This is a genomic window from Pseudomonas sp. LBUM1674, assembly GCF_059695635.1.
Window position 1 is genome coordinate 5,480,151 of the sequence record NZ_CP166779.1, and the last position, 25,075, is coordinate 5,505,225.

Annotated in this window: 22 protein-coding genes and 1 riboswitch; of the genes, 15 read left to right on the plus strand and 7 right to left on the minus strand. The window is 61.5% G+C overall.

The window, feature by feature from the left end:
- Nucleotides 1–15: 15 nt before the first annotated feature.
- Nucleotides 16–597 (minus strand): RNA polymerase sigma factor RpoE/AlgU, encoded by a 582-nt coding sequence (gene rpoE / locus ACA067_RS25130; RefSeq protein ID WP_007944079.1) that lies wholly within the window; start codon nucleotides 595–597, stop codon nucleotides 16–18.
- 558 nt (nucleotides 598–1,155) lie between these two features.
- Here rpoE and nadB point away from each other — a divergent pair.
- Nucleotides 1,156–2,772 carry an L-aspartate oxidase gene (gene nadB, locus ACA067_RS25135; protein WP_497458977.1) on the plus strand — a complete coding sequence of 539 codons (1,617 nt, stop codon included), beginning with the start codon at nucleotides 1,156–1,158 and terminating at the stop codon, nucleotides 2,770–2,772.
- Here nadB and ACA067_RS25140 read toward each other — a convergent pair.
- Both ACA067_RS25140 and ACA067_RS25145 read right to left on the minus strand, forming a co-directional pair.
- Nucleotides 2,741–3,193 (minus strand): protein YgfX, encoded by a 453-nt coding sequence (locus ACA067_RS25140; protein WP_497458978.1) that lies wholly within the window; start codon nucleotides 3,191–3,193, stop codon nucleotides 2,741–2,743. The genes nadB and ACA067_RS25140 overlap by 32 nt on opposite strands.
- Nucleotides 3,177–3,431, minus strand: a complete 255-nt coding sequence (locus ACA067_RS25145) for an FAD assembly factor SdhE (protein WP_155584976.1) — start codon at nucleotides 3,429–3,431, stop codon at nucleotides 3,177–3,179. Before ACA067_RS25145 ends, ACA067_RS25140 begins: the two co-directional genes overlap by 17 nt.
- Before the next feature lie 150 nt (nucleotides 3,432–3,581).
- On the opposite strand from ACA067_RS25145, the gene ygfZ reads away from it, so the two are divergent.
- A complete protein-coding gene (gene ygfZ / locus ACA067_RS25150) occupies nucleotides 3,582–4,523 on the plus strand; it encodes a CAF17-like 4Fe-4S cluster assembly/insertion protein YgfZ (protein WP_497458979.1) in 942 nt (313 codons plus the stop codon).
- A gap of 34 nt (nucleotides 4,524–4,557) precedes the next feature.
- On the plus strand, nucleotides 4,558–5,379 hold the full coding sequence (locus tag ACA067_RS25155) for an HDOD domain-containing protein (protein ID WP_497458980.1): 822 nt from the start codon (nucleotides 4,558–4,560) through the stop codon (nucleotides 5,377–5,379).
- Nucleotides 5,380–5,516: 137 nt separating this feature from the next.
- Here the strand turns inward: ACA067_RS25155 and ACA067_RS25160 are convergent, their stop codons facing one another.
- Entirely contained in the window at nucleotides 5,517–6,905 is a 1,389-nt protein-coding gene (locus tag ACA067_RS25160; protein WP_497458981.1) for a sensor histidine kinase, read from the minus strand.
- Nucleotides 6,898–7,569: a response regulator gene (locus ACA067_RS25165; protein WP_497458982.1), complete on the minus strand. Its 672-nt coding sequence runs from the start codon at nucleotides 7,567–7,569 to the stop codon at nucleotides 6,898–6,900. The genes ACA067_RS25160 and ACA067_RS25165 overlap by 8 nt, the downstream gene beginning before the upstream one ends.
- A 385-nt stretch (nucleotides 7,570–7,954) precedes the next feature.
- Between ACA067_RS25165 and ACA067_RS25170 the strand changes: the two genes are divergently transcribed.
- The 4 genes from ACA067_RS25170 to ACA067_RS25185 are packed head-to-tail and all read left to right on the plus strand — an operon-like array spanning nucleotide 7,955 to nucleotide 11,999.
- Entirely contained in the window at nucleotides 7,955–8,932 is a 978-nt protein-coding gene (locus ACA067_RS25170) for a Bug family tripartite tricarboxylate transporter substrate binding protein (protein WP_497458983.1), read from the plus strand.
- Between the two features lie 59 nt (nucleotides 8,933–8,991).
- Nucleotides 8,992–9,450, plus strand: a complete 459-nt coding sequence (locus tag ACA067_RS25175; RefSeq protein ID WP_497458984.1) for a tripartite tricarboxylate transporter TctB family protein — start codon at nucleotides 8,992–8,994, stop codon at nucleotides 9,448–9,450.
- Between the two features lies 1 nt (nucleotide 9,451).
- The gene (locus tag ACA067_RS25180; RefSeq protein WP_497458985.1) at nucleotides 9,452–10,966 is read left to right on the plus strand and encodes a tripartite tricarboxylate transporter permease; all 1,515 of its coding nucleotides are present in this window, start codon (nucleotides 9,452–9,454) and stop codon (nucleotides 10,964–10,966) included.
- Complete coding sequence (locus ACA067_RS25185) at nucleotides 10,959–11,999, plus strand: AbrB family transcriptional regulator (protein WP_497458986.1); 1,041 nt, start codon at nucleotides 10,959–10,961, stop codon at nucleotides 11,997–11,999. The genes ACA067_RS25180 and ACA067_RS25185 overlap by 8 nt, the downstream gene beginning before the upstream one ends.
- 98 nt (nucleotides 12,000–12,097) lie before the next feature.
- On the opposite strand, the gene ung is transcribed toward ACA067_RS25185, so the two are convergent.
- Nucleotides 12,098–12,790 (minus strand): uracil-DNA glycosylase, encoded by a 693-nt coding sequence (gene ung / locus ACA067_RS25190; RefSeq protein WP_497458987.1) that lies wholly within the window; start codon nucleotides 12,788–12,790, stop codon nucleotides 12,098–12,100.
- A gap of 132 nt (nucleotides 12,791–12,922) precedes the next feature.
- Between ung and dspII the strand changes: the two genes are divergently transcribed.
- On the plus strand, nucleotides 12,923–14,026 hold the full coding sequence (gene dspII, locus ACA067_RS25195; protein WP_497458988.1) for an enoyl-CoA hydratase/isomerase DspII: 1,104 nt from the start codon (nucleotides 12,923–12,925) through the stop codon (nucleotides 14,024–14,026).
- A gap of 125 nt (nucleotides 14,027–14,151) precedes the next feature.
- Here dspII and ACA067_RS25200 read toward each other — a convergent pair whose 3' ends face one another.
- Nucleotides 14,152–14,625, minus strand: a complete 474-nt coding sequence (locus ACA067_RS25200; RefSeq protein ID WP_497458989.1) for a hypothetical protein — start codon at nucleotides 14,623–14,625, stop codon at nucleotides 14,152–14,154.
- Between the two features lie 370 nt (nucleotides 14,626–14,995).
- Nucleotides 14,996–15,096, plus strand: a riboswitch (guanidine-I (ykkC/yxkD leader).
- A 62-nt stretch (nucleotides 15,097–15,158) separates the two neighbouring features.
- Between ACA067_RS25200 and ACA067_RS25205 the strand changes: the two genes are divergently transcribed.
- The 7 genes from ACA067_RS25205 to atzF all read left to right on the plus strand — a co-directional run bounded on the left by ACA067_RS25205 (nucleotide 15,159) and on the right by atzF (nucleotide 25,036).
- Nucleotides 15,159–16,226, plus strand: coding sequence for a putative urea ABC transporter substrate-binding protein (locus ACA067_RS25205; RefSeq protein ID WP_497458990.1), 1,068 nt, complete (start codon nucleotides 15,159–15,161; stop codon nucleotides 16,224–16,226).
- Nucleotides 16,227–16,241: 15 nt separating this feature from the next.
- A complete protein-coding gene (locus ACA067_RS25210) occupies nucleotides 16,242–17,057 on the plus strand; it encodes an ABC transporter permease (RefSeq protein ID WP_497458991.1) in 816 nt (271 codons plus the stop codon).
- 19 nt (nucleotides 17,058–17,076) lie between these two features.
- Nucleotides 17,077–17,865 (plus strand): ABC transporter ATP-binding protein, encoded by a 789-nt coding sequence (locus tag ACA067_RS25215; RefSeq protein WP_497458992.1) that lies wholly within the window; start codon nucleotides 17,077–17,079, stop codon nucleotides 17,863–17,865.
- 12 nt (nucleotides 17,866–17,877) lie between these two features.
- Nucleotides 17,878–18,603: an urea amidolyase associated protein UAAP1 gene (locus ACA067_RS25220; RefSeq protein ID WP_497458993.1), complete on the plus strand. Its 726-nt coding sequence runs from the start codon at nucleotides 17,878–17,880 to the stop codon at nucleotides 18,601–18,603.
- Nucleotides 18,604–18,614: 11 nt separating this feature from the next.
- Nucleotides 18,615–19,280, plus strand: coding sequence for an urea amidolyase associated protein UAAP2 (locus ACA067_RS25225; protein WP_497458994.1), 666 nt, complete (start codon nucleotides 18,615–18,617; stop codon nucleotides 19,278–19,280).
- A 306-nt stretch (nucleotides 19,281–19,586) separates the two neighbouring features.
- Nucleotides 19,587–23,231 (plus strand): urea carboxylase, encoded by a 3,645-nt coding sequence (gene uca / locus ACA067_RS25230; protein ID WP_497458995.1) that lies wholly within the window; start codon nucleotides 19,587–19,589, stop codon nucleotides 23,229–23,231.
- A gap of 26 nt (nucleotides 23,232–23,257) precedes the next feature.
- A complete protein-coding gene (atzF, locus tag ACA067_RS25235) occupies nucleotides 23,258–25,036 on the plus strand; it encodes an allophanate hydrolase (RefSeq protein ID WP_497458996.1) in 1,779 nt (592 codons plus the stop codon).
- The last annotated feature ends 39 nt before the right edge of the window (nucleotides 25,037–25,075 follow it).

Below are 25,075 nucleotides of genomic sequence, written 5' to 3' on the forward strand. Positions count from 1 at the left end.
CTGTCGCCGCTGTCTTTAGTTTTCCTGCAACAACGGCTGCAGGGCTTTATCAATGGCTTCCCGAGCGCGGAAAATCCGGGAGCGCACGGTACCCACCGGACATTGCATGACGGCCGCAATGTCCTCGTAACTCAGACCATCGAATTCACGTAAAGTTAAGGCTGTACGCAAATCTTCTGGAAGTTGCTGGATGGTTCGATGGACAGTACCTTCGATCTCATCGCGCAGCAGTGCACGTTCGGGCGACTCGAGATCCTTGAGGCCATGATCGCCATCGTAGAATTCTGCATCCTCGGAACTGACATCGCTATCAGGCGGCCGGCGACCGCGTGAAACCAGATAGTTTTTCGCCGTGTTAATGGCGATACGGTAAAGCCACGTATAAAACGCGCTGTCTCCGCGAAAATTTCCAAGCGCACGGTACGCCTTGATAAAGGCTTCCTGTGCTACATCCTGGGCTTCATGGGTGTCGTGCACGAATCGCACGATCAACCCGAGAATTTTGTGCTGGTATTTCAGCACTAGCAGATCGAAAGCTCGCTTGTCGCCGCGCTGAACGCGTTCGACCAGCTGCTGATCCTCTTCCTGGGTTAGCATGAACACTCCTCGATAAGCTCGGAGGAGGCTTGCATGACTAAACGACCAGGCTTGCAAACATAGACTCGGGCTTTTCGCAAAAGTTCTCCCCCTCCAAGCAAGTTTCCTGCGGGCTCTGATTTGGCACGCACGAAAAGCGCAGCGCGAGTGAACCCGGCTGCGCGAATAATCTTGTCATCGGTTTCGCCGGTGCGGATCAAACCACGATCCAGCACTGAAGCCGACACTGTCCCTTGATTCAGGCAACCGTCTATTGATCTTGGGCCTCTGGCAAAAGTTCCAAATATTTATAGCCGTACCGAGCCGACATTGTGCAATCGTGAACAGAAAAACAGTGTTAAATCCACGATACAGTGATGGTGTCGCCGAACCGGAAGAGAAATCATCCGACGAAGCGCCCCCTATTTCCCGTCACAGTAGTTTCACAATGCCATACAGGCTCGGCTATTGTGCCGCTCCCCCCCTCTATATACTAGTGGGCTGTGTGGCTGTCTTGACTCGCCGATCCCGGCGTCATGCGCCAACCCCGACCCGGGTCGCTTTGAGCGGAATCCTGAAATGAGCCAACAGTTTCAACATGATGTTCTGGTAATTGGCAGCGGCGCTGCCGGCTTGAGCCTTGCGCTGACCTTGCCCGGTCATTTGCGCATCGCCGTCCTGAGCAAAGGCGACCTCGCCAATGGCTCGACTTTCTGGGCCCAGGGCGGCGTCGCGGCCGTCCTGGATGACACCGACACCGTCGAATCCCACGTCGATGACACCCTCAATGCCGGCGGCGGCCTGTGTCATGCAGACGCCGTGCGCTTTACCGTCGAGCACAGTAAAGAAGCGATTCAATGGCTGATCGACCAAGGCGTGCCGTTCACCCGCGATGAACAGTCAGGCACCGAGGACGGTGGATTCGAGTTCCACCTGACCCGTGAAGGGGGTCACAGTCATCGGCGCATCATTCATGCCGCCGATGCCACGGGCGCCGCGATTTTCAGAACCTTGCTCGACAAGGCCAGGCAAAGACCGAACATCGAACTGCTGGAACAGCGGGTCGCGATCGACCTGATCACCGAAAAACGCCTGGGCCTTGAAGGCGACCGCTGCCTCGGTGCCTACGTACTCAATCGCAGCACCGGAGAAGTCGACACCTACGGCGCGCGCTTTGTGATCCTGGCGTCCGGCGGCGCCGCCAAGGTCTACCTCTATACCAGCAACCCTGACGGTGCCTGTGGTGACGGCATTGCCATGGCGTGGCGTTCGGGCTGCCGCGTGGCAAACCTGGAATTCAACCAATTCCACCCCACCTGCCTCTATCACCCGCAAGCCAAGAGCTTCCTGATCACCGAAGCCCTGCGCGGCGAGGGTGCGCACCTGAAGCTGCCCAACGGCGAGCGCTTCATGCAGCGCTTCGACCCACGCGCCGAACTGGCGCCTCGGGACATCGTCGCCCGGGCCATCGACCATGAGATGAAGCGTCTGGGTGTCGATTGCGTTTATCTGGACATCAGCCACAAACCCGAAGCATTCATCAAGACTCATTTCCCGACGGTGTACGAGCGCTGCCTCGAGTTTTCCATCGATATCACCAAACAACCGATTCCGGTGGTTCCGGCAGCGCATTACACCTGCGGCGGCGTGATGGTCGATCAGCAGGGCCGCACCGACGTGCCGGGCCTGTACGCCATTGGCGAAACAAGTTTCACCGGCCTGCACGGGGCCAACCGCATGGCCAGCAATTCCTTGCTGGAATGCTTCGTTTATGCGCGCTCGGCGGCGGCGGACATTCTTCAGCAGTTGCCCCAGGTGTCGATTCCCGCCGCCCTGCCCGTCTGGGATGCGAGCCAGGTCACCGATTCCGACGAAGACGTGATCATTGCGCACAACTGGGATGAGCTGCGGCGATTCATGTGGGACTACGTCGGTATCGTGCGCACCAACAAGCGCCTGCAGCGGGCCCAGCACCGCGTGCGCTTGTTGCTGGACGAAATCGACGAGTTCTACAGCAACTATAAAGTGAGCAGAGACCTGATCGAGTTGCGTAACCTGGCCCAGGTGGCCGAGCTGATGATCCAGTCAGCCATGGAGCGCAAGGAAAGTCGCGGCCTGCATTACACCCTCGACTACCCGAACATGCTGCCGGTCGCCCTGGACACTATTCTGGTGCCGCCCACCTACGCCGACTGAACTTGAGCCGGACCCGCAGGCGTCGGTGCAGATCCGCCGCCTGCGAATCCCGGGGTACACAGATCGATCGGTCATGCCGCTCACCCCGCTGACGAAAACGCACCACCACGATCAAGGGGAGCGCCAGGCTGTCCGGCCGCAGTTGCACCGGTTGCCAGCCCGCTGCCTGGTTCCACAGCTGCCAGCCATCCCCATCGCGACGCAAGCCGCGAAACGCCCGTGGATGCGTCAGCAGAATCTGCCGCGGCAACACCCAAACGCCATGAACCACGCACAGCGCAGCGCCGAGCAGACTGGCCCAGACCGGTATCGACAAAAGAAACAACGAACCCAGCGCGAACAGCTGGGCCAACAGGTACACCGCCAGCAGCTGCCGTGAGGCATGCCAGCGGCATTCGAATGATTTACTTGGGCTGGACACGATCCAGGATCATGCGCACCATGCGCTGCAGCTCCGGATCTTCCGATTCGGCGCGTTCCATGAACCAGCCGAACATGTCCTGATCTTCGCATTCGAGCAGTTTGCGGTAGCACTCGCGGTCGACATCGTTGAGGTGCGCGTAGACCTCTTTCACGAACGGCACCAGCAACACGTCAAGTTCAAGCATGCCGCGACGGCTGTGCCAGTAGAGGCGATTCAGTTCAACATCTTCGACCATGGAGCGCTCCTCAAATAGGCGGCAAGTATACAGCCCCATGCTCCGTCGAACACTCGGCTTTGGTCGGGCAACACCGGTCTTTTGTGAACTACCCATTTCAAGGGCGCGCCCTTATGATGTCCCCCAGACTTATTTATCCTGCGATGACCCATGGCCGACTCAGCTTTTTTCTGCACCCTGTCTCACGAAGGCGTTCTCGCGGTCCGCGGCGCGGATGCCAGTAAATTCCTGCAAGGCCAATTGACCTGCAACCTCGATTACCTGAGCGACACCCGGGCCAGCCTTGGCGCGCGCTGCACGCAAAAAGGCCGGATGCAGTCGAGTTTCCGCATCCTGCTCGAAGGTGACGGCGTCCTGCTGGCCATGGCCAGCGAGTTGCTGGAGCCGCAACTGGCGGACCTGAAAAAGTACGCGGTGTTCTCCAAATCCAAATTGACCGATGAAAGCGCCGCCTGGGTGCGCTTCGGCATCGAGCATGGCGATGGCGCACTGCTCGGCCTGGGTCTTGGGCTACCGGCAGACACCGACAGTGTCGTGCGCAATGATGGCCTGATTGCCATCCGCGTGTCCCCTGATCGCGCCGAACTCTGGGTCGGCGCCGATCAAGCGGACGCCCTCAAGGGCAAGCTGTCCGCGCTGCTGGCCGAAGGCGATCTGAATCAATGGCTGCTGGGCCAGGTCCGCGCCGGGATCGGTCAGGTCATGCCGGGCACGCGTGAACTGTTCATCCCGCAGATGCTCAACCTGCAAGCCGTCGGTGGCGTGAGTTTCAAGAAAGGTTGCTACACCGGCCAGGAAATCGTCGCGCGGATGCAGTACCTGGGCAAACTCAAGCGCCGCTTGTATCGCCTGCGCCTGGATGCCGACGAATTGCCGGAACCCGGTGCGCCACTGTTTTCGCCGACCCATGGCAGCGCTATCGGCGAAGTGGTGCTTGCCGCCCGCGCCGGGCAAACCATTGAACTCCTGGCCGTGCTGCAAGCCGAAGCAGCAGAAGGTGGCGATATTCATCTGGGCGCGCTCGAAGGGCCAGCCTTGCACCTGCTCGACCTGCCTTATCAACTGGATCGCGATCGCGAAATCCAGCGCTGAATGCAGCACTTGTCGCAACACCCAGAGATACGAAATGAGCAAGCTGGCGGATAAGGTCCAACAGGATTTGGTTGCGGCCATCGATAACGATGACCTGGTTCTGCCAACGTTACCGGAAGTGGCCTTGCAGATTCGCAAGGCCGCCGAAGACCCGGAAATAAGCGTCAGTACCCTCAGCAAAGTGATCGCCCGCGATACCGCGTTGTCGGCGCGCCTGATCAAAGTGGTCAACAGCCCGCTGCTGCGCGCGACCCGGGAAGTCACTGACCTGCACACGGCGATCACTCGCCTGGGCGTCAATTACAGCAGCAACCTGGCGATCGGCCTGGTGATGGAACAGATTTTCCATGCCCGCTCCGAGGTCGTGGAACAGAAAATGCGCGATGTCTGGCGCAGAAGCCTGGAAATTGCCGGGATCAGTTATGCGCTGTGCCGCCGTTACACCCGACTCAAACCCGATCAGGCCGCCCTCGGTGGGCTGGTGCATCAGATCGGGGTACTGCCGATCCTGACCTACGCCGAAGAACACAATGAACTGCTGTCCGATTCGATCAGCCTGAACCATGTGATCGACCAGATCCATCCATTGATCGGCGACAAACTGCTCAGGGTCTGGGAGTTTCCGGAGATGCTGGTGCAGTTGCCCGGGATGTACCTGGACTTCGACCGCCAGTCCGGGCGGGTCGATTATGTCGATCTGGTGCAGGTGGCTTGCCTGTTTTGCTACAAGGGCACCGACCACCCGCTTGGCGGAATCGACGCGTCCAGCGTGCCGGCGTTCAAGAAGCTGGGCATTGATCTGGAGAACGAGGTGCAATGCAGGGCGCTGGAAGAATCGCGGTCGATGTTTTATTGATCAAGACCGCGCCTGATCGAAACCGAGTCGCGCCCTTCGCGAGCAAGCTCGCTCCCACATTTGACCGAGTCCTTCCTGGAGAAATGTGATCAATTGTGGGAGCGAGCTTGCTCGCGATGAGGCCGGCACAGACCCCATCACTCCCCCGCAATAAAACTCACCCGCACCTTCAACCCCGCCTGCTCGCCATCGTGCAGGCTGATCTGCGCCAGGTGTGCGCGGCAGATTTCACCGACAATCGCCAGCCCCAACCCTGAGCCCGCCACTTGCTGGTTACGCCGATAAAAGCGTTCGAACACTCGATCACGCTCTTCAAGAGGGATCCCGGGGCCATCGTCCTCGACCTCCAGCACGGCCGGCGCAGTCACCCGCAGAATCACATTACCGCCCTGTGGCGTGTGAGCCAGCGCGTTATCCACCAGGTTGCTCAGCAATTCATTCAACAGCGTCGGTTCACCGCGCAGCCACACCGGTTCATCCGCTTCCAATGCCAGTGCCACGCCACGTTTGTGCGCCAACGGCGCCATCGCCATACCGAGTTCGCGAGCCAACTGACTGAGGTCCAGCAACTGTGCGCCGCCCTCGGCGATCGCCCGCGCACCATTCTCCACCCGTGCCAGGGACAGCAGCTGGTTCGCCAGATGGGTCAAGCGATCCGTGCCTTGGGCGGCCGTTTCCAGCGTGCTGCGCCAGGTCTGCGGTTCAGTCGAGCGCAGGCCCAGTTCGAGCCGAGCCTTGAGCGCCGCCAGTGGCGTACGCAGCTCATGGGCCGCATCGGCGATGAACTGCGCCTGCCGCTCGAACTGCCCGCGCAGGCGTTCGGTAAAATGATTGAGCGCACGCACCAGCGGCCACAACTCGTGTTGCACTTCCACCAAAGGCAACGGCCGCAAATCATCGGGCTGACGCTCTTCCACCGCCGTGCGCAAGCGCTCCAGCGGGCGCAGTGCTGCGCTGACCGCGAACCACACCATCAACAACGCACCGATCGCCAGCATGCCCAGCCGCAGCAAGGTGTCCGCCGCCAGGCTGCGCGCCATGCTGACCCGCGCCTCATCGGTTTCCGCTACGCGGATTTCCGCCATGCCGTTCATGTTCGGCTCGCTCACGGGCTTGAGCAAGCTGACCACCCGTACATTCTGCCCTTGGTATTTAGCGTTGTAGAAGCGTGCCAGCGCCGGGTAGTCATCCGTGCGCGGTGTACCCGGCGGCGGTGGCGGCAGGTTTTCGTAGCCCGAAATCAGCTTCTGGTTGATGTCGTTGACCAGGTAGAAAATCCGTCCCGCGCTGTCGTAGGCAAAGGTATCGAGGGCCACGTACGGCACGTCGGCGCTGAGGCTGCCATCACGCTGGGACACCCCGGCGGCGATGGTCCGCGCCGAGGCCAGCAACGTCCGGTCATAGGCGGTGTCGGCGGCTTCGCGACCGTTCCAGTACGCACTCAAACCACTGGCCAGCATCAACACCACCAGCAACAGCGCGAGGTTCCACAGCAACCGCCAGCGCAGGCTGCTGGGCTTATGCATCGCGGCTTTCCAGCAAATAGCCGAGTCCGCGGAAGGTGACGATGGCGACCGGTTGCCCGTCGAGTTTCTTGCGCAGGCGATGAACGTAGATCTCGATGGCGTCGGGGCTGGCCTCTTCGTCCAGGCCGAACACCTGGGCGGCCAGCTGCTCTTTGCTCATCACCCGGCCGGGACGGGCGATCAGGGCTTCGAGCACGGCCTGCTCGCGGGAGGTGAGCGTCAGCAGTTCTTCGCCCAGGGTAAAGCGCCGGGTGTCCAGATCGTAAGCCAGCACCCCACAGGTCTGCTGACGTTCGCCACCGAGCACACTGCGGCGTAGCAAGGCTTTGACCCGGGCTTCGAGTTCGGTCAGTTCGAAAGGTTTGGCCAGGTAGTCGTCGGCGCCGAGATTCAGGCCATGGACCCGATCCTTGACGTCGCTGCGGGCCGTCAGCATCAGCACCGGCAAGTTCTTGCCCCGGGCCCGCAGGCGCGCCAGCACTTCAAAACCGTCCATGCGCGGCAGGCCGACGTCGAGGATCGCCATGGCGTATTCCTCGCTGCTCAAGGCCAGGTCGGCCGCCACACCGTCGTGCAGCACATCCACGGTCAGGCCAGTGCTCTTGAGCGCCTGGGCGACACTTTCAGCGAGCTGCTGATGGTCTTCGACGAGCAGAACACGCATGGATATTTACCTCATTCAGGGATGTTCGACGCCATTGTTTGGCGCGGAGTTTACAGCCGCATCCACCACTGTGAAGCCCGAAAACCGTGAAAGCCCGCTGAAAGGTTAGCGAAAGGTTCGACCGTTAGAGTCGGCCCACGGATGGTTTCGACTGCAAGCCATCGAATCGTGCCTTGAAATGTAGCCCCCCGAAAAACGCCATGAAGCGTTTTCGCCAATAAGAACAATAAATAGAGGTCCTGCACCATGCTGTCCACACAGCTTCAGGCTCGCCCGCCCCACCCTTCCCCATCGTTTACGCTCGCCAGCACCGAATCCGGCTGCACGGCGCATCACCGTCGCACCTGAGACATCCCCAAAAACAACAACTCCCGTGGAGACAACAATGAATCGATCACTGCGCCGTTTTGCCCTCGCCGCCAGCTGCATGCTGTTTGCCGGCCAACTGATGGCCGAGCCCAAACGCCCGGAATGCATCGCCCCGGCCTCGCCAGGCGGCGGTTTCGACCTGACCTGCAAACTGGTGCAAAGCGCGCTGGTGAACCAGAAACTGCTGAGCAAACCCATGCGCGTGACCTACATGCCCGGCGGTGTCGGCGCCGTGGCGTACAACGCCGTGGTGGCGCAGCGTCCGGCCGACGCCGGTACGCTGGTCGCCTGGTCCAGCGGTTCGCTGCTGAACCTGGCCCAGGGCAAATTCGGTCGTTTCGATGAAAACGCCGTGCGTTGGCTGGCGGCGGTCGGCACCAGCTATGGCGCCATCGCGGTGAAAAACGATTCGCCTTACAAAAACCTCGACGATCTGGTCAAGGCGCTGAAGAAAGACCCGAGTTCCGTGGTCATTGGTTCCGGTGGCACCGTCGGCAGCCAGGACTGGATGCAGACCGCCCTGATCGCCAAGGCCGCCGGGATCAACCCGCGGGACTTGCGTTATGTCGCCCTCGAAGGCGGCGGTGAAATCGCCACCGCGCTGCTCGGCGGCCACATCCAGGTCGGCAGCACCGACATCTCCGACTCCATGCCGCATATCCTGAGCGGCGACATGCGTCTGCTGGCGGTGTTCTCCGAGAAGCGTCTGGACGAGCCGGAAATGAAAGACATTCCGACCGCCAAGGAGCAAGGCTACGACATCGTCTGGCCAGTGGTCCGCGGGTTCTACCTCGGGCCAAAGGTCAGCGACGAAGACTACGCCTGGTGGAAAGACTCCTTCGACAAGCTGCTGGCTTCCGACGAGTTCGCCAAGCTGCGCGATCAGCGCGAGCTCTTCCCGTTCGCCATGACCGGCCCGGAGCTGGACACCTACGTGAAGAAGCAGGTTGCGGACTACAAAGTGCTGGCCAAAGAGTTCGGCCTGATCCAGTGATCGCCTCTGTCTAGCGGCTGCGGCTCCGTATCCCCGGGGCCGCGGCACAGGAGTTTTTCATGCTCTTACAACGCATTTTCGCTTCGGTGTTGTTGCTGGCCTGTCTCAGCCTGGTGCTGATGGCCTTGCCCTACCAGGCGCCATTTTCCTACGAACCGATCGGACCACGAGCCTTCCCCCTGTTGATGCTGGGGCTGATGGGCCTGGGGCTGGTTTACATGGTGTATCGGCCCTCGCCGATCAAACACACTGATGAAGATCCGCCGATGGATCGCGAAACCCTGACCAAAATTGGCGTTTGCGTGTTGTTGCTCCTGATCTTCGCGGGGCTGTTCGAACCACTAGGCTTCATCCTCAGCAGCATGCTGATTGGCATTCCGATGGCGCGCCTGTATGGCGGACGCTGGTTGCCGGGCGCCGTGATCATCAGCCTGATGAGCATCGGTCTGTACCTGCTGTTCGACAAAGTGATGGACGTGCCGCTGCCTCTGGGTCTGCTCGACGTTCTGGAGAACTGAAATGGATACGCTTGGTTATTTGAGTCACGGCTTCGGCGTCGCATTGACCCCTTACAACCTTGTGACCGCACTCAGCGGCACGCTGATCGGCACCGTCGTTGGCCTGCTCCCCGGCCTCGGCCCGATCAACGGCGTGGCATTGCTGATCCCGATCGCGTTCGCCCTCGGACTGCCACCGGAGTCGGCGTTGATCCTGCTGGCTGCGGTTTATCTGGGTTGCGAATACGGGGGCCGGATCAGTTCGATCCTGCTGAACATTCCCGGCGAAGCCTCCACCGTCATGACCACCCTTGACGGCTACCCGATGGCTCGTCAAGGCATGGCTGGCGTAGCCCTGTCGCTGTCGGCCTGGAGTTCGTTCATCGGGGCGTTCATCGCCACCTGCGGCATGGTGGTGTTCGCGCCTATTCTGGCGAAATGGGCGATTGCCTTCGGGCCCGCGGAATATTTCGTACTGATGGTGTTCGCGATTGTCTGCCTCGGCGGCATGGCGGGTGATCGACCACTCAAGACCTTTATCGCTGCACTGATCGGCCTGTTCCTGTCGACCGTGGGTATTGACGCCAACAGCGGCGTGTACCGTTTCACCGGAGACAACATCCACCTCACCGATGGCATTCAGTTCGTGGTGTTGGTGCTGGGCCTGTTCTCCATCAGCGAAATCCTCTTGCTGCTGGAAAAAACCCACCGTGGTCAGGAAGCGTTTAAAGCGACCGGCCGTATGATGTTCAACTTCAAGGAAGCCGCGTCGGTGTTCTGGGTGAACATGCGTTGCGGTGTTCTCGGTTTCATCATGGGCGTGTTACCCGGTGCCGGCGCAACGCTCGCCAGTGCCGTGGCCTACATGACCGAGAAACGCATTGCCGGCCCAAGCGGGAAATTCGGTCAGGGCGACAAGCGCGGCCTCGCAGCCCCGGAAACGGCCATCGGCGCTGAAGCCTGCGGCGCGCTGGTGCCGATGTTGACGCTCGGCGTTCCCGGTTCGGGGACGACTGCGGTGATGATCGGCGCGTTGTCGCTGTACAACATCACGCCAGGCCCACTGCTGTTTCAACAGCAACCGGACATCGTCTGGGGCCTGATCGCCTCGTTGTTTGTCGCCAACATCATGCTGGTGATCCTCAACATTCCGATGATCCGTATCTTCACCCGCATCCTCGCCGTGCCGAACTGGGCGCTGGTGCCGATGATCGCGATCATTACCGCCATCGGCGTCTTTGCGGTACATGCCACCACCTTCGACCTGTTCCTGATGATCGGCATCGGCATCTTCGGTTACATTCTGCGCAAGATGGACTTTCCGTTGTCCCCGGTTCTGCTGGGCTTCATCCTCGGAGGTTTGATGGAACAGAATCTACGCCGGGCACTGTCGATCTCTAATGGGTCGCTGGAGATTCTCTGGTCGAGCGGGATCACCATAGGTGTGTGGACGTTGATCGCGGTGATGCTGTTGGTGCCGATCGTGCGGATCTGGCGCAAACGTTCGGTCGCTCGGCGCATTATCGCCGATGTCTGATCGAACGCCGTTCAAAGCCTGGTGGGGAACCCCGCTGGCCGGTCTGCTGGGCGGTTACCTCGCCAGCCAGATCGGCTGGCCGCTGCCGTGGATGGTCGGCTCGTTGCTGGCGATCATCCTCGTGCGTTGCCTGACCCCTTGGCAATTGGCGGAAATCCCTGGCGGGCGCAAGGTCGGCCAGTGGATCATCGGCATCGGAATCGGCCTGCACTTCACCCCGGTGGTGATGGAGCAGGTGCTGAGTCACTTCGGCTTGATCTTCTTCGGCGCGTTGATCACCAGCCTGTCGGCCGTGGTCGGGGTGTGGTTGATGCGGCGTACCGGCGAAGATCGCGCCACGGCGTTCTTTTCCAGCATGCCCGGCGGGTCCGGGGAGATGGTCAACCTCGGCGCGCGTAATGGCGCGGTGCTCAGCCGGGTGGCGGCGGGGCAAAGCTTGCGGGTGTTGGTGGTGGTGCTGTGCGTGCCGGCTGCGTTCAAGTATTTGCTGGGCGACGGTGCACCGGTGTTCCATCCGAGCGTCGTCGACTGGCGGTGGCTGGCCCTGCTATTCCCGGCAGGCGCAGTGGCTGCGTGGCTGTGGGAGCGTCTTCGTCAACCCAATCCCTGGCTGTTCGGACCGTTGCTGGTGAGCGCGGCGGTGAGCATTGGCTGGGATCTGCACATCGGCTTGCCCAATGGCGGCAGCCAGATAGGCCAATGGCTGATCGGCAGCGGGTTGGGTTGTCACTTCAATCGGCAGTTTTTCCGTCGCGCACCGTCGTTCATGGGCCGGACCCTGATCGGGACGGTGCTGACCATGTTGATCGCTACGCTGGCAGCGCTGGGACTGAGTGCGTTGACTCATCTGGATCTGCGCTCGCTGACGCTGGGCATGATGCCCGGCGGGATTGCGGAGATGAGCCTGACGGCCGAGACCCTGCAGTTGTCGGTGCCGCTGGTGACGGCAATGCAAGTGATGCGGTTGTTGTTTGTGTTGTTTCTGGCGGAGCCGTTGTTCAAGTATTGGAACCGGGTGCCGGAGTCTGTCTAACTACACCGAGTCGCCCCCATCGCGAGCAAGCTCGCTCCCACACTGGATCTTCAGTGTTCAAAGAATCAATGTGGGAGCGAGCTTGCTCGCGATGCTTTTTAGACTGGCGGCAACCGCCACTCGATCGGCGTCTCGCCATTCTGCTCCAGAAACTTGTTGGTCCGGCTGAAGTGTCCGCAGCCGAGAAAGCCGCGATAGGCGGACAGCGGCGACGGATGCACCGAGGTCAGCACCAGGTGCTTGGTGGCATCGATCAGTTTCTGTTTGCTCTGGGCATGCGCGCCCCACAGCAGGAACACCAGATGCGGCTGGTGCTCGCTGACCACCTCGATGATCCGATCGGTAAAGTGCTGCCAGCCCTTGCCCGCATGGGCGTTGGCGGTGGCACGTTCCACGGTCATGGTGGTGTTGATCATCAGCACGCCCTGGTCGGCCCAGCTTTGCAGGTAACCGTGGCTCGGGATATCGATGTTCAGGTCGCGCTTCAACTCTTTATAGATGTTTACCAGCGACGGCGGCGCCGGCACGCCCGGTTGCACCGAGAAGCACAGGCCGTGAGCCTGGCCCGGGCCGTGGTACGGGTCCTGGCCGAGGATGACCACCTTGACCTTGTCCAGCGGTGTCGAGTTGAGCGCGTTGAAAATCATCGGGCCCGGTGGATAGATCTCCTTGCCCGCCGCGCGCTCCTGTTGCAGGAATTCTCGCAACTCTGCCATGTATGGCTGGTCGAATTCGGCACGCAGTGCCTCCTTCCAGCTCGGTTCGAGTTTGATACGGTCGTCAGCAGTCATGGTTACATCCGGCAAAAACAATGGGGCGAACCCTAGGAAAGCTGACCATGCTTGTCAATTGATCTGACGCAGATCCGGCATTTTCCTGAACAGCGATCATACTGAACGCTCAAATTCCCGATCGAGGTCACGATGAATCTGCACTTCGAAGAACTCACCGGCACCGACGGCGCACGCATCGGCGTTGCCAGCCTGGATGCCGAAAAGTCCCTCAACGCCCTGTCCCTGCCGATGATCAACGCCCTGCGCGATCAACTGGAGGTCTGGGCCAAGGAACCGCAAATCGTCTGCGTCGTGTTGCGTGGCAACGGCACCAAGGCCTTTTGCGCCGGCGGCGAAGTCCGCAGCCTGGTGGAAGCCTGTCGCGCTCACCCCGGTGAAGTGCCGCCCTTGGCCGCGCACTTCTTTGCGGCGGAATATAGCCTGGACTTCATGCTGCACACCTACCCCAAACCGCTGATCTGCTGGGGGCATGGTTACGTGCTTGGCGGCGGCATGGGGCTGCTGCAAGGGGCGAGTATCCGGATAGTCACGCCGAGCAGCCGCCTGGCGATGCCAGAGATCAGTATCGGCCTGTACCCGGATGTCGGTGCGAGTTGGTTCCTGTCACGACTGCCCGGCAAGCTCGGTTTGTTTCTCGGCCTGACCGGCGCCCACATGAACGGTCGCGATGCGATCGATCTGGACCTGGCTGACCGCTTCCTGCTCGATGAACAACAGCAAGAACTGATCGAAGGCTTGCTGCAGTTGAATTGGCAGGAACAGACGGCAATGCAACTCAACAGCCTGCTCAAGGCCTTGCAGCAGGAGGCGGTCGCGCAGATGCCCGAAGCCCAATGGTTGCCGCGTCGCCAGCAGATCGACGAGCTGCTGGATGTCAGTGACGTGCGCTGCGCCTGGAAGGCTATCAGCCAGCTGCGCGACAACACCGACCTGCTACTCAGTCGCGCGGCGAAAACCATGAGCGAAGGCTCGCCCGTGACCGCTCATCTGGTGTGGGAGCAGATCGTCCGGGCCCGGCACCTGTCACTGGCTCAAGTCTTTCAGATGGAATACACCATGAGCCTCAACTGCTGTCGTCACCCGGAGTTCAGCGAGGGTGTGCGGGCGCGGCTGATCGACAAGGATCAGAAACCTCACTGGCACTGGCCGGACATCAACAACGTGCCCGATGCGGTGGTGGATGCCCATTTCCACAAGGCCTGGGAAGGTCGGCATCCTTTGGCAGACCTGTAGGAGCGCTGAACAACATGTGGGAGCGAGCCTGCTCGCGAAGGCGGAGTGTCAGGCAGCAATAATGTTGACTGACTCTCCCTCATCGCGAGCAAGCTCGCTCCCACAGTGATTGCATTTAACTCATATTAACGGTGGCCACCTCGGCCATCGTGATCACCGCGTCCGTTGTGATCGCCTCGTCCGCCTCGGTTGTCGCGTCCGCCATGGCTGCGGTTGTCGTTGTCCCGACCGCCGCGGTTACGGCCGTCCCAACCGCCACGGCTGTGCCCATCCCAGCTGCGACTCTGATGGGCCCGGTAGTCGGCTCGCGGTGCCGACTGGTAGTAACGCGGTGCGGGCTGATAAACCCGCGGCTGGTGGTAATACCGCGGCGTTGGCTGGTAATACCGAGCAGGCGGCGAATAATACCTGCGCGGCGCCGTGTAATAACCGCCATTGGAGTAGTAAGGCCCGCCACCGGAGTAATACGGCGCAGGGGATGTGTAGACCTCGGACCGGTAGTAGCTGGCTCCTCCATCGGAATAGGGTACGCACGCACCAAGAGACAATCCCATCAGAGCAATCAGAAGAATTCGGTGGAGCTGTTTTCGACAGAGCATGGCGGCCTCCTGGACCGCGAGTGAGCCACACCAGCGACGCTGGCAGGCGACAGTCAATTATTCGGTGACTGTCGAAAGATCAGACATCGATTTCGAAATCTGGTGCGTTTGTGAAACACATTGAAACAAGTCGCCGATGAAAGGTTTTTCATCATTCACCTGCCGAGTGCGCCCTGCAAAGATTCTTCAGATCAGCGGCCAGCACGTTCCATTGCAGTGCACGAACGCACCATCACAAGGCAATCCCCCGCCCTTTTCCACAGCGACTGATGCTGTTTCCTGCGGCCTAGAGCGCTCCATCCAACTTGGCACGGCTCTCGCTTTAGCAAAGACGTGCAGGAGTCATCACAGGTTCGCGGCACCACAATTTGCAATGGCTGACTAGGGTTCCGGCTCGCTAAGGCGAGTGGCTGGTCCGAGAGTTGGCGACCTCCAGTTGAGGTTACACGGCGGGACAAAAGCCCGGGAGACAAGCCACCGTTCGCGGTGCCGCGTTGACTCCTGCCCGCCCTTGATCAACTGGAGAACCACCCATGCTCAAGCTTCGTTTACCCACCCTGCTCGCCGCTGCCTTCGCAGCCTTCGTGAGCCTCTCGTCCCAGGCCGCCCAGAAAGACCACTTCAGCGTCTGCTGGACCATTTACGCCGGCTGGATGCCCTGGGAATACGCTGGCAGCCAGGGCATCGTCGACAAATGGGCGAAAAAGTACGGCATCCAGATCGATGTGGTGCAGCTCAACGATTATGTCGAATCCATCAACCAATACACCGCTGGCCAGTTCGACGGCTGCACCATGACCAACATGGATGCACTGACCATTCCGGCGGCCGGTGGCGTGGACAGCACCGCCCTGATCGTCAGCGACTTCTCCAATGGCAACGACGGCATCGTGCTCAAGGGCGACGGCAAGAAAGTCGGCGACCTCAAGGGCATGGACGTCAATCTGGTGGAGTTGTCGGTATCCCACTACCTGCTGGCCCGGGCGCTGGACTCGGTGGACCTTACCGAGAAAGACTTGAAAGTAGTCAACACCTCCGACGCCGACATCTCGGCCGCCTTCAACACCACTCAGGTCAACGCCGTCACCACCTGGAACCCGATGCTGTCGGACATCAAGGCCAAGCCCGGCGTGACCGAAGTCTTCAACTCCAGCCAGATCCCCGGCGAAATCATGGACATGATGGTGGTCAACAGCGCCACCCTCAAAGACAACCCGGCCCTGGGCAAAGCACTGACCGGCGCCTGGTTCGAAGTGGTCGAGTTGATGAACGCGAAAAATGCCGCCAGCAAAGCCGCCCTTGAGCACATGGCCAAAGCCTCGGGCACTGATCTGGCGGGTTTCCAGGCGCAACTCGACACCACCAGATTGTTCGCCACGCCCAAAGAAGCCCTCGCGTTTTCCACCAGCAAGCAACTGCCGGAGACCATGCGCAAGGTCGCCGAATTCTCGTTCCAGCACGGTTTGCTGGGTGAAGGCGCCAAGGACACCAGCGCCGTCGGCATGGCCTTCGCCAATGGCGTGACCAGCGGCGACAAGGGCAACCTCAAGCTGCGCTTCGACCCGACCTTCGTGCAGATGGCTGCCGACGCGAAGCTGTAAACAGGAGGACTGGCCATGCGCCTGATCAATCGCCACCCGGATCGCCCGAGTCGCCTGCTGTTGGTGATCCTGCCATTCGCCCTGGTGCTGTTCGCCTACTTCATGGGCTCGACCGAGCGACTGACGGACAACCCCAACGACAAACTGCTGCCGAGCGCCGCGCAGATGACCGACGCGGTGAAACGCCTGGCGTTCACCGCCGACACCCGCACCGGTGACTACCTGCTCTGGCAAGACACCGCCTCCAGCCTGCGCCGGCTGGCCATCGGCCTGGGCATCAGCGCGTTGGCCGGGCTGTGCCTGGGCATCGCCGCCGGTACCTTGCCGTTGTTCGGCGCGCCGTTATCGCCACTCCTGACAGTGCTATCGATGGTACCGCCGCTGGCGATCCTGCCGATTCTGTTCATCGTGTTCGGACTGGGGGAGTTGTCGAAAGTGATGCTGATCGTGATCGGCATCACTCCGTGCCTGGCGCGGGATCTGGAACAGCGTGCCCGGGAGATACCGGTCGAGTTGCTGATCAAGGCCCAGACCCTCGGGGCTTCGACCTGGACCTTGATGCTGCGGGTGGTGCTGCCGCAATTGCTGCCGCGCCTGTTGATCTCGCTACGACTCATGCTCGGCTCGGCCTGGTTGTTCCTGATTGCCGCCGAGGCCATCGCCTCCACTGACGGTCTTGGGTACCGGATTTTCCTGGTGCGCCGCTACCTGGCGATGGACGTGATATTGCCCTACGTGGTGTGGATCACCCTGCTCGCCTGGCTGATGGATTGGGGCCTCAAGCGCCTGACCCGACGGGCCTTCCCCTGGCACGAAGGTGCCCCTAAATGAGTTATGAAGGAGCCCGCGCATGAGCTTCATCACCGTGAGAAATGTCTGGCAGCAATACGCTGATCAGGTGGTGCTCGAAGGGCTGAACCTGAACGTCAACGAGGGCGAGTTCTGCACGCTGGTCGGCGCGTCAGGTTGCGGTAAATCGACCTTCCTGCGCCTGCTGCTTGGCCAGGAACGCGCCAGTCGCGGCGAGATTCTGCTCGATGGCCAGGCCCTGGCCGGCGAGCCGGATGCCAGCCGTGGCGTGGTCTTCCAGCGCTATTCGGTGTTCCCGCACCTGAGCGTGCTGGACAACGTTGCCCTCGGTCTCGAATTGCCGCGTTCGCCCTGGCTCGGGCGGTTGTTCGGCAGCGCTAAAAAAGACGCACGAGAGCAGGCCTCGGTGCTGCTGCACAAGGTCGGCCTCGGCCATTCGCGGGACAAGTACCCGGCGCAGCTGTCCGGCGGCATGCAGCAACGGTTGGCCATCGCCCAGGCGCTGATCATGAAACCCCGAGTGTTGCTGCTCGACGAGCCGTTTGGCGCCCTCGATCCGGGTATCCGAAAGGACATGCACGGCCTGCTGCTGGAGCTGTGGCGCGAGACGCAACTGACGGTGTTCATGGTCACCCACGACCTGTCCGAAGGCTTCAGCCTTGGCACGCGCCTGCTGGTGTTCGACAAGGTCCGCCTCGACCCGCACGCCCCAGGCGCCTATGGCGCGCGCATCACCTACGACATCCCGTTGAACAGCGACCGCCGCGTCAATCGCGCGGCCGTCGACGCCCTGCCGGCTCAGCTGGCGGGCACGCTTCGTATCGCTTAGAGGAATTGTGAAATGACTGATTCGACTCAACTGTTTCCGCCCTTCGCCGAAGAAATGCTCCCCGGCGGCGGCCATCGTTCCTTCGTTTTGAAACGCGGGCAACTATTGCGCCTGACCGACCTGCGCGGCGGTGCCAACGTCAGCCTGACGCTGCTCAACGCCAACGAAAAAACCGAACGTTTGAATCTGCCCGACAGCCTCAAATGCCAGCACACCGCCAAGCTCACCACCGGCCATTGCCTGTACTCGGACATGGGCCGGGTGCTGGCGGCCATTACTGCCGACACCTGCGGCTGGAGCGACAGCCTCGGCGGCGTGCTCTGCGCTGAAGAGGTCGCGCAAAAATACGGTCAGGGCCGCTATCAGGAACTGCGCAACGGTTTCTTCCGCAACGGCACCGACAACCTGTTGGTGGAGCTGGGCAAATGGGGGCTGGGCCTGTCCGACCTGCTGATGACGCTCAACCTGTTCAGCCGGGTGAACGTCGATGAGGCCGGGCGTTTTCACTTCGTCGAAGGCAACTCCAAAGCCGGTGATTACATCGAGTTGTATGCGCCGATGGACACGCTGGTGGTGCTCACCGCCCTGCAACACCCGATGGACCCGTCGCCGCAATACGCCCCCCAACCCCTGAAGCTCAGCTGGATGAACGCCGACGCCAGCGTCGCCGAACACTGCCGCACCTCGCGCCCGGAAAACGAGCGCGGCTTCATCAACACCGACCGCCTGTTCACTTGAGGATCGCTGCCATGTCACTCGCCATCGCTACCGCTGCCGCTTCTAATGGCAATGCCGCAAACAGACAGCCAGACACCGCGGTCTACCGCGCCACGATCCCTGCCGGCGAACCCTGGCTGATGGAGGTCAAGGCCGGCCAGACCTTGCGCATTCTCGACCTGGAAGGCAACCAGGCGATCGACACCCTGTTCTACAGCGTCGCCAACCCCAAGGAGCGCTACGACGTGCAACGCACCTTGCGCCGGCAGAACAGCGTCTACCTGAGCACCGGCAGCGTGCTTTATTCCAACCTAGGCAAACCGATGCTGACCCTCGTCGCCGACACCTGTGGCCGGCATGACACCCTCGGCGGTGCCTGTGCCCAGGAGAGCAACACCGTGCGTTACGCGCTGGAGAAACGCTACATGCACAGCTGCCGCGACAACTACCTGCGTGCCTGCGTCCACGACGGGCGATTGGGCAAGGGCGACATCGGACCGAACATCAACTTTTTCATGAACGTGCCGGTCACCGCAGAGGGCGGGTTGACCTTTGAAGACGGGATCTCGGCGCCGGGTAAATACGTTGACCTGCGGGCGGAGATGGACGTGATCGTGCTGATTTCCAACTGTCCGCAACTGAATAATCCGTGCAATGCCTACAACCCTACGCCGGCGGAGGTGTTGGTATGGAACTGAAAATGGCGCGGTTGCGGCGGTGGTTGTTTGCCCTTTGCCAGGCCCGCTCAGGCCAGTGCCTCAAACAGTAAAAACACCCTGAATCCAATGTGGGAGCGAGCTTGCTCGCGATAGCGGTGTATCAGTCGACATCAATGGTGAATGTACTGACGCCATCGCGAGCAAGCTCGCTCCCACAGGGTTCGGCGGTGTTTTGAAGGGAAGTGATTCTGCCGCCGGGGACGACCCCGGCGCCCATCGAAAAACTGCGGGACGGCCCGCATCCCAGGTCGAGGCTGATGCGCTATCGCCTCCGGGGGTTTTGCCATGTTCGAAAAAGTCCTGATTGCCAACCGTGGCGCCATTGCCTGCCGCATCTTGCGCACCCTGCATGAATTGCAGGTCCGGGGTGTCGCCGTCTACTCAGAAGCCGATGCCGCCAGCCTACACATCCTGCAGGCCGACGAAGCCCACAGCCTGGGTGACGGCGCCGCGGCCGGTACCTATCTGATGGTCGACAAGATCCTCGCCATCGCCAAATCCACAGGTGCCACGGCGATTCATCCCGGCTACGGTTTTCTCTCGGAAAACGCCGCGTTCGCCGAAGCCTGCGAAGCGGCCGACATCGCCTTCATCGGCCCGACGCCGGAACAACTGCGCGTGTTTGGCCTGAAGCACACCGCCCGCGCCCTCGCCAGGCAGCACGGCGTGCCGATGCTCGAAGGCACCGAACTGCTCGACAGCCTCGACGCGGCCTTGATCGCAGGGGAACAGGTCGGCTATCCGGTGATGCTCAAGAGCACCGCCGGTGGTGGCGGTATCGGCATGCGTGTGTGCCGCAGCGCAGCCGAATTAAGCGAATCCTTTGAAGCGGTCAAACGCCTCGGCCAGAACAATTTCAGCGACGCCGGTGTATTCATCGAGAAGTACATCCAGCGCGCCCGGCATCTGGAAGTCCAGGTGTTCGGCGACGGCCACGGTGAAGTGATCGCCCTCGGTGTGCGCGACTGCTCGGTGCAGCGTCGCAACCAGAAAGTCCTCGAAGAAACCCCAGCGCCGAACCTGCCCGAAGGCATGGCCGAAGCGCTCTGCGCGGCGGCGATCAAACTGGCAAAAGCGGTGAATTACCGCAGCGCCGGGACGGTCGAATTCGTCTTCGACAGTGAAGATCAGCGCTTCTACTTTCTGGAAGTGAACACCCGCTTGCAGGTGGAGCACGGTGTCACCGAGCAAGTGTGGGGCGTGGACCTGGTGCGCTGGATGTTGCAGCTTGCGGCCGGTGATCTACCGCCGTTGAGCGAGTTGAGCCAAGGGTTGAAGGCCGACGGCCATGCGATTCAGGCACGGCTGTATGCCGAAGATCCGGGCCGGGATTTTCAACCGAGTCCCGGCCTGCTCACGGCCGTGGACTTTCCTGTCGCCGATGGCAAACAGTTAAGGATCGACACCTGGGTCGAAGCCGGCTGTGAGATCCCGCCCTACTTCGATCCGATGATCGCCAAGGTCATCAGTTGGGCGCCGAGCCGCGAACAGGCCCGCGCCGATCTGTACCGGGCATTGGGCGACAGCCTGCTCTACGGGGTGGAAACCAACCGCGATTACCTGCGGCAGATCCTGCTCGATGCACCTTTCGCCAGCGGCCAGCCATGGACCCGTTGCCTGGAAGGTCTGGTCTATCAGGCCAACACCTTCGAAGTGCTCAGCGCCGGCACCCAGACCAGCGTCCAGGACTACCCGGGCCGCCTCGGTTACTGGGCGGTGGGCGTGCCGCCATCGGGACCGATGGACAGTCGCGCGTTGCGCCTTGGCAACCTGTTGCTGGGCAACGACGAAGGGGCGGCGGCGCTGGAAATCACCATGAGCGGACCGTTGCTGCGCTTCAATTGCGCGGCGGTGATAGCGGTGACCGGGGCGGTGATTCCACTGACGTTGAACGGTGAAACCGTAGCGATGAACACGGCGCTGCTGATTCCGGCAGGCGCCACGTTAAGCCTCGGCACGATTGCCGGTGCTGGTGCTCGCAGCTATCTGAGCCTGCGCGGCGGTCTGCAAGTGCCGGATTATCTGGGCAGCAAAAGCACCTTCACACTGGGTCAGTTCGGGGGGCATGGTGGTCGAGCGTTGCGCGCCGGTGATGTGCTGCATGTTCCGGCCTTGAGTGACATTGGCGCCGGTCAACACCTGGCTGAAGAACAGATCACCGGGTTGCCCGACGTGCGGCAAATCCGGGTGATCTACGGCCCCCATGGCGCGCCGGAATACTTCACCGAAAACTACATCGCCACCTTCTTCGCCACCCAGTGGGAAGTGCATTTCAACTCCAGCCGAACCGGTGTGCGATTGATCGGACCGAAGCCGGAATGGGTTCGCGCCGACGGTGGCGAGGCCGGGCTGCATCCGTCGAATATTCATGACAATCCGTACGCGATCGGCGCAGTGGATTTCACCGGAGACATGCCGGTGATCCTCGGCCCCGACGGCCCGAGCCTGGGCGGGTTTGTCTGCCCGCTGACGGTGATCGAGGCGGATCTTTGGCAGCTTGGACAGCTCAAGGCTGGGGACAAGGTTCAGTTCTTCCCAGTCGACCTGAAGACCGCACGCACTCTCGCCTTGAAATGGAATCACTGTGGGAGCGAGCTTGCTCGCGATGACGGCGGCACATCCAGCCTTGATGTGACTGACACACAGCTATCGCGAGCAAGCTCGCTCCCACAGGGGATTGTGTCGCCGGTGATGTTGGATATTGGTCAGGACGATACGCGGCTGGTGGCGCGACTGTCCGGCGACACTCACCTGCTGCTGGAAATCGGCGCCCCTGAGCTGGACCTCGTCCTGCGCTTTCGCGCTCACGCATTGATGCAAGCCCTGGAAAGCAAGCACCTGCAAGGCGTGATCGACCTGACCCCAGGCATCCGCTCGCTGCAAGTGCACTACCAACCCGAACAACTGCCACTGGCCGATCTGCTCGGCATCGTCGCCGGTGAATGGGATGCCGTGTGTGCCGCCAGGGACCTGCAAGTGCCCTCGCGCATCGTCCACCTGCCACTGTCCTGGGACGACCCGGCCTGTCAGTTGGCGATCGAGAAATACATGACCACCGTGCGCAAGGATGCGCCCTGGTGCCCGAGCAATCTGGAGTTCATCCGCCGCATCAACGACCTGCCTAACCTCGACGAAGTGCAGCGCACGGTGTTCGACGCCAGCTACCTGGTGATGGGCCTGGGCGACGTCTACCTCGGCGCACCGGTCGCCACCCCGCTCGATCCACGCCATCGGCTGGTCACCACCAAGTACAACCCGGCCCGCACCTGGACCGCGGAAAACTCGGTAGGCATCGGTGGCGCCTACATGTGCGTGTATGGCATGGAAGGCCCCGGCGGTTATCAGTTCGTCGGTCGTACCTTGCAGATGTGGAATCGCTACCGTGAGGTCGCGGCGTTCGATGGCAAACCGTGGTTGCTGCGCTTCTTCGACCAGATCCGGTTTTACCCGGTGAGCGCCGAAGAATTGCTGCGCATTCGCCGGGATTTCCCCCTGGGGCGCTTCGATCTGAACATCGAGCACAGCCAGCTGAACCTGGCGGATTACCAGGCGTTCCTGAGCAAAGAAGCCGAGACCATTGCCGCGTTTCGCGATCAGCAACAAGGCGCGTTCAACGCCGAACGCGAGCGCTGGATCGCCAGCGGCCAGGCACATTTCGACAGTGAAGAACCGGCTCGCGAAGCAACCGAAGAAGCACCGCTGGCCAGCGGTCAACAGAGCGTCGACAGCCATATAGCCGGCAACCTCTGGCAGGTTCAGGTGGAGGCCGGCAGCCGGGTCGCCGCCGGCGATGTGCTGGTGATTCTGGAGTCGATGAAAATGGAAATCCCCCTGCTCGCGCCCATGGCCGGCGTGGTGCGCGAAATTCGCCTACAGCCGGGGTCGGCCGTGCGTGCCGGACAGCGCGTCGTGGTGCTGGAACTCGAGTGAACCCATTTCAACAAGGATTAAACGCCATGAACTTCAATCTGCAACTCGACGCCCTGCGTAGCGCCTACCGCGACGGCAGCACCACACCTCGGCAACTGTTGCCGAGCCTGCGCGATAAAGCCGCGGCGCTGAACCCGGACTATCACCTGTTCATCCACTTGCTCAGCGTCGAGGAACTGGAACCCTACCTCGCCGCCCTCGACGGTCGTGACCCGGACAGCCTGCCGCTGTACGGCGTGCCGTTCGCGATCAAGGACAACATCGACCTGGCGGGCATTGCGACCACCGCAGCGTGCCCGGCGTTTGCCTACGTGCCGCAGCGTTCGGCGACCATCGTCGAGCAATTGTTGGCGCTGGGGGCGATTCCGTTGGGCAAGACCAACCTCGATCAGTTCGCCACAGGCCTCAACGGCAGTCGCTCACCCTTTGGCGCATGTCCGAACAGCGTGTTGCCGGAATACCCCTCGGGCGGTTCCAGTGCCGGTTCTTCGCTGGCAGTGGCACTGGGTGTAGCGAGTTTTTCGCTGGGCACCGACACGGCAGGTTCCGGGCGAGTGCCGGCGGCCTTGAATAATCTGGTCGGGCTGAAAGCGACCAAAGGGTTGATCTCCACGGCGGGCGTGGTGCCGGCCTGCCGCACGCTCGATTGCGTCACGACCTTTACCGCCACTGCCCGGGAAGCCAGTCAACTGCTGGCGCTCACCGCGCAGCTCGATCCGCGGGACGAATACAGCCGGAGCAATCCGCTGTGGAATGACGGCTCGGCGTTCGGTACACCACGTCCGTTCCGTTTCGGCGTGCCGCGTAAGCAAGACCTGGAGTTCTTCGGTTGCCCTGAAGGTCCATTGTTATTCGCCGATGCCGTCGATCAGCTCACTGCGTTGGGCGGTGAAGCGGTGGAGCTGGATTTGTCGCCGTTCCTGGAAGCGGCGCGACTGCTCTATGAAGGGCCTTGGGTGGCCGAGCGCTACAGCGTGGCCGGCGAGCTGATGGAGAAAAATCCCGAAGCCGTGCTGCCGGTGATTCGCGCCGTGCTGGCCAAGGCGCCGGCGGTGAGCGGCGTGCAAACCTTCCGCGCCCAGTATCGCCTGCAGGCCTTGAAGGCGCTATGCGACCAGGCGCTGGGCGGACTCGATTGCGTGCTCACGCCAACCATCGGCCGCCCGGTGACACTGGCGCAACTGGCGGCCGAACCGGTGCTGCGCAACTCGCAATTGGGCTACTACACCAACTTCATGAACCTGCTCGATTACGCCGCCGTCGCCGTGCCCGGCGGCTTCATGGGCAACGGCCTGCCGTGGGGCGTGACGTTGTTTGGCCGGGCGTTTACCGATCAGTACTTGTTGGGAGTGGCGGATGCGCTGCAGCGTCAGCAAGGTTTGACGATCTCTGCACCAACGACTGTCGCGCGCAATGACCGTGCGCGGTTGGTGGTGTGTGGTGCGCATCTGGATGGGTTGGCGCTGAACTGGCAACTGAAGCGGCGCGGGGCTCGGTTGGTCGAGACGACGTTCAGCTCGCCTGACTACCAGTTGCATGCATTGGCGGGCGGCCCACCGCTGCGCCCCGGGATGGTTCGGGTGAAGGAAGGTGGTGTCGCAATCGCCGTGGAAGTCTGGGAACTGCCGAGCAGTGAGTTGGGTTCGTTCCTGACCGGGATTCCGGCACCGCTGGGGTTGGGCAAGGTGCAACTGGCGGATGGGCGCTGGGAGAGCGGGTTTATCTGCGAGGCGTATGGGTTGGAGGGGGCGGTGGATATCAGTCATCTGGGAGGTTGGAGGGCGTATCTGAAAGATCTGCGTTGAGCTCAGGATTCGCTGCGGTGCGGCGATCCGACAAGCCAG